Below are 4,412 nucleotides of genomic sequence, written 5' to 3'. Positions count from 1 at the left end.
GAAATATTCCTGTTAATTAAAAGTTGAAGATAAAAAGGTGAAATTAGAGAATTTTTGCTAGAAAAAAGGGCTGAAAATCAGCCCTTTTTATAAGATTTACTTACGACGCCAAGTCGTACCTTCTGGACCATCTTCCAGAACAATACCTAGCTCGTTCAGCTTATCACGTGCAAGATCGGCATTTGCCCAATCCTTCGAAGCGCGAGAGTCATTACGTAGCTTAATTAGGCCTTCGATTTCAGCGACTTCGTCATCGTTACCTGCTGTATCGCCTTGCAAGAAAGCTTCTGGATCTTGGTGAAGAATACCGATGATGTCTGCCAGTTCACGCATCAACGCACCTAGTGCACTTGCTTTTTCTATGCTTTCAGTCTTGATACGGTTGATTTCACGAGCCATTTCAAACAGCACTGAATAAGCTTCAGGTGTGTTGAAATCATCGTTCATCGCTGTAGAGAAACGAGTCACATACTCTTCACCACCAGCAGGGGCTGCGGTAACGTCTAGACCACGAAGTGATGTATAGAGACGTTCAAGTGATGCACGAGCCTGATTTAGGTTATCTTCGCTGTAGTTTAGTTGGCTACGGTAGTGACCAGACATTAGGAAGTAACGAACTGTCTCTGCATCGTAATGCTGAAGTACGTCACGGATAGTGAAAAAGTTACCCAGTGACTTAGACATTTTTTCTCTGTCTACCATCACCATGCCACTGTGCATCCAAGTATTCACATACTGGGTGCCATGTGCACAGCAAGATTGTGCGATTTCGTTCTCGTGGTGAGGGAACTGTAGATCCGAACCACCACCATGAATATCGAAGTGATTGCCAAGAATAGACGAGTTCATTGCTGAACACTCAATGTGCCAACCTGGACGACCTGGACCCCATGGCGATTCCCACGTCGGTTCACCAGGCTTAGACATCTTCCAAAGAACAAAGTCTAACGGGCTACGTTTTGCAGAATCGATGTCAACACGGGCGCCCGCTTGAAGCTGGTCAAGATCTTGCTTAGAAAGCTTACCGTATTCGTCAAACTTCTTAACTTCGAACATCACGTCACCGTTGCTTGCAACGTAAGCAAAGCCACGTTGAATTAGCTTTTCTACTAACTCAATGATCTCTGTGATGAATTCAGTCGCACGAGGCTCGACATCTGGGCGTTTCATGTTCAATGCATCGAAGTCCGCGTGCATTTCACCGATCAGACGCTCAGTCAGAGAGTCACAAGACTCGCCGTTTTCATTAGCGCGCTTGATGATTTTGTCATCGATATCAGTGATATTACGAACGAAATTCAAATCGTAACCAAGGTAACGCAGGTAACGAGTTACCACGTCAAATGAAACGAACGTGCGGCCATGACCAATATGACAGAGATCGTATATGGTTACCCCACAGACATACATACCGACTTTGCCAGCTGTAATTGGTTTGAATTCCTCTTTCTGTCTTGTGAGCGTGTTATATATCTTCAGCATGATCTCTATCTATTTTATGGATTAATCAAAAATAAGATCGCAGTATAACAAGTCATACCTTAATAGGTAATCCCCCAAAGCAGGAATTACCTCAAACATCCGAGTTAAGTTAATGATTTGGTGATTTGAAAGTCCGCCAACATGCGCTAGAATTCGAACTTCATATTAAAAAGACAGTAAGGTAACAATCATGATCATCCTTCACACAAATTTTGGTGACATCAAAGTTCAACTTAACGAAGAAAAAGCACCAGAAACAAGCGCAAACTTCCTACAGTATTGCCGTGACGGTTTTTACGACAACACGCTATTCCACCGTGTTATCGATGGTTTCATGGTTCAAGGCGGCGGCATGACTTCTGGCCTTAAAGAAAAAACAACTCGCGCGACTATCAAGAACGAAGCAAACAACGGCCTAGCGAACAAAGTGGGGACGCTAGCAATGGCTCGTACTATGGAACCGCATTCAGCGAGCTCTCAGTTCTTCATCAACGTTAACGACAACTCTTTCCTAAACTTCCGTAGCGAAAGCCTAGACGGTTGGGGCTACTGTGTATTCGCAGAAGTTGTTGAAGGCATGGACATCGTAAACAAGATCAAAGGTGTTAGCACTGGTTCTATGGGTATGCACCAAGACGTACCTCTAGAAGAAGTGATCATCACTGGTACTACAATCGAAGCTTAATTCACCGCTTTCGGTTAGTATTGATGAGCCGATAAAATCAGGATATAGGGAGCGAATCGCTCCCTTTTTTTAGATCTATGAAAACATATTTTATATCAGACCTACACCTTGCTCCGTCGCGACAAGACATCACAGACTGCTTCTTAACCTTCATGAAGAATGAGGCCGTAGAAGCGGATGCACTCTACGTGTTGGGTGATCTTTTCGAATTCTGGATTGGTGACGACGATACAAGCGAGTTCGCGAATTCAATTCGCCAAACGTTTATAGACTTAGTTAACACTGGCGTACCTTGCTATTTCACACAAGGCAATCGGGACTTTTTAGTTGGCAAAAAATTTGCGAAACAAACAGGCGTACAACTTCTAGATGAAGTGTCTACTATCGATATCTACGGACAAAAAGCAGTGGTATTGCATGGTGATACTCTGTGTACCGAAGATATAAAGTACCTCGCCTTTCGTGAAAAAGTTCATCAGCCCTGGTTACAATGGGTCTTTAATAGAATTCCATTTTTTATCAAAAAGAAAATTGTCTCCAAGGTTCAGTCTGATATCAAAGATGACAAGCAGACAAAGTCACTCGATATCATGGATGTAACACAGCAAGAAGTCGAAAATGTGATGAAACAACACAACGTCGATTTGATGATCCACGGTCATACTCACCGTCCAAACATACACTCCTATAGTGCTAGTAATTGCACTAAAACCCGTATCGTATTGGGTGATTGGTATACCCAAGGATCAGTTCTGGTGTTCACTCCGCAAAGTTTTGAACTACAGAATCGCGAGTTTAGCAATCGCTTTTAGCATCACGCTTAAACTTTCACTTTTATTATTATCATCGGTCAGATTTTCTTCACTTGTATATGGTAATTTCTCCTGAATTAGCTATTATTTGTCTATCAAAAATAAACCGAACACAGTACCAAGTTGAAATATTCATACGTAGCGCGTCAACCAATACTCGATGCAGACAAGAAGACCATAGGTTACGAGTTGCTATTTAGGGATGGTCCTAAGAACACTTTCCCTGAAGTAGAGCCGGAGCTCGCTACTAGCCGTTTGCTTTCCGACCACTTCTTATCTACCCACTATAATACATTGGGCGATAAGCTTGGATTCGTTAATTTTCCATATGCAAGCTTGGTTAACCTAGTCCCGACTCTATTTCCGAAAGAGAGCTTAGTTGTCGAGGTACTGGAAGACTGTGAGCCAACAGACGAACTGCTAGAAGCCATCATCACAATTTATGATGCGGGTTACACGATCGCGTTAGATGACTTTGTGCCTAGCAAAGCATGGAAACGCTTCTTACCTTACGTATCAATTATCAAATTCGACATACGTTTGATCTCAATCGCTAAAGCTGCGATGTTCATGAACACTCTGAAAGACTTGAATATCGAGTTTCTAGCGGAGAAAGTAGAAACTCACGAAGAATACCAAGAAGCAATCCAAGCCGGGTTTAACTACTTTCAAGGCTACTTTTTCAGTAAGCCGGAGATGATCCAAACTCGCGCATTAAACCCTGCTTTTTTAACCATTGTTCAACTGTTGAAAGAGATTGCCAACGATCCTATCAACTTTGCCGAAGTAGAGCGTTTGATTACCCTTGATATGACTATGTCGTATAAGCTGCTCTCTTACGTAAACTCCGCTGGTGGCTCATCAACACCGATTCGTTCATTCCACCAAGCGCTTGTTTATCTTGGTGAACAAAAACTACGTAAGCTAGTGTCACTGGTTGCTATCGCATCCGCGAAAGAAGATAAACCAGACTCACTTTATGGTTTAGCCGTGATACGCGCGCGCCAATGTGAACTGTTGGTCGAGAAAATGAACGTTAAGGTTGAGCCCGGGCAAGCCTTTTTAACTGGCATGTTCTCGCTGCTCGACTCCCTATTCGATCTGCCGTTAGTAAAAGTACTGGACTCGGTGCCGATCGATGATGAGATTAAACAAGCCTTGATTGAGCGCAAGGGTATATTAGGTGCCATTTTGGCGATGGTCATAGCTTATGAACAAGCTCGCTGGGATGAAGCAACGCGCATTCGTAAACTGCTCAAACTCAACGAAGCAGAGCTAGGTCAAGCTTATGACGAAGCAACCTCTTGGGCCCAAGACCTGCTGTCTCCTACTTTGAAATAGTTCACGTCACACAGCAACTTCAATCGAAACTCAGCTTTGGTGAGCAGTCGTTTCTTGATAAACTCCAACACATTCATTTATGGCCTCTTAAC

At 43.2% G+C, this 4,412-nt stretch carries 4 protein-coding genes; 3 read left to right on the top strand and 1 reads right to left on the bottom strand.

From position 1 onward, the window contains the following. Window positions 1–96: 96 nt before the first annotated feature. Window positions 97–1,482, bottom strand: coding sequence for a cysteine--tRNA ligase (cysS, locus tag AB4496_RS23705; protein ID WP_102257836.1), 1,386 nt, complete (start codon window positions 1,480–1,482; stop codon window positions 97–99). 190 nt (window positions 1,483–1,672) lie between these two features. On the opposite strand from cysS, the gene AB4496_RS23700 reads away from it, so the two are divergent. From AB4496_RS23700 to AB4496_RS23690, 3 genes are all read left to right on the top strand, one after another. Beyond that, window positions 1,673–2,167 (top strand): peptidylprolyl isomerase, encoded by a 495-nt coding sequence (locus AB4496_RS23700; protein WP_004734582.1) that lies wholly within the window; start codon window positions 1,673–1,675, stop codon window positions 2,165–2,167. A gap of 77 nt (window positions 2,168–2,244) precedes the next feature. Beyond that, window positions 2,245–2,979 carry a UDP-2,3-diacylglucosamine diphosphatase gene (gene lpxH, locus AB4496_RS23695; protein WP_102257835.1) on the top strand — a complete coding sequence of 245 codons (735 nt, stop codon included), beginning with the start codon at window positions 2,245–2,247 and terminating at the stop codon, window positions 2,977–2,979. A gap of 123 nt (window positions 2,980–3,102) precedes the next feature. Further along, entirely contained in the window at window positions 3,103–4,320 is a 1,218-nt protein-coding gene (locus AB4496_RS23690) for an EAL and HDOD domain-containing protein (RefSeq protein ID WP_009848798.1), read from the top strand. The last annotated feature ends 92 nt before the right edge of the window (window positions 4,321–4,412 follow it).

The organism is Vibrio sp. 10N.222.46.A1 (genome assembly GCF_041473595.1).
Classification (GTDB): Bacteria; Pseudomonadota; Gammaproteobacteria; order Enterobacterales; family Vibrionaceae; genus Vibrio; species Vibrio tasmaniensis_A.
The sequence above is the reverse complement of the archived record's forward strand: the minus strand, read 5'-3'. Positions and strand labels throughout refer to the sequence as shown.

What these genes read in the sequence shown, in the direction of transcription:
- lpxH (WP_102257835.1), top strand. Translation starts at nt 2,245, where the DNA reads ATGAAAACATATTTTATATCAGACCTACACCTTGCTCCGTCGCGACAA.
- AB4496_RS23700 (WP_004734582.1), top strand. Translation starts at nt 1,673, where the DNA reads ATGATCATCCTTCACACAAATTTTGGTGACATCAAAGTTCAACTTAAC.
- cysS (WP_102257836.1), bottom strand. Translation starts at nt 1,482, where the DNA reads ATGCTGAAGATATATAACACGCTCACAAGACAGAAAGAGGAATTCAAA.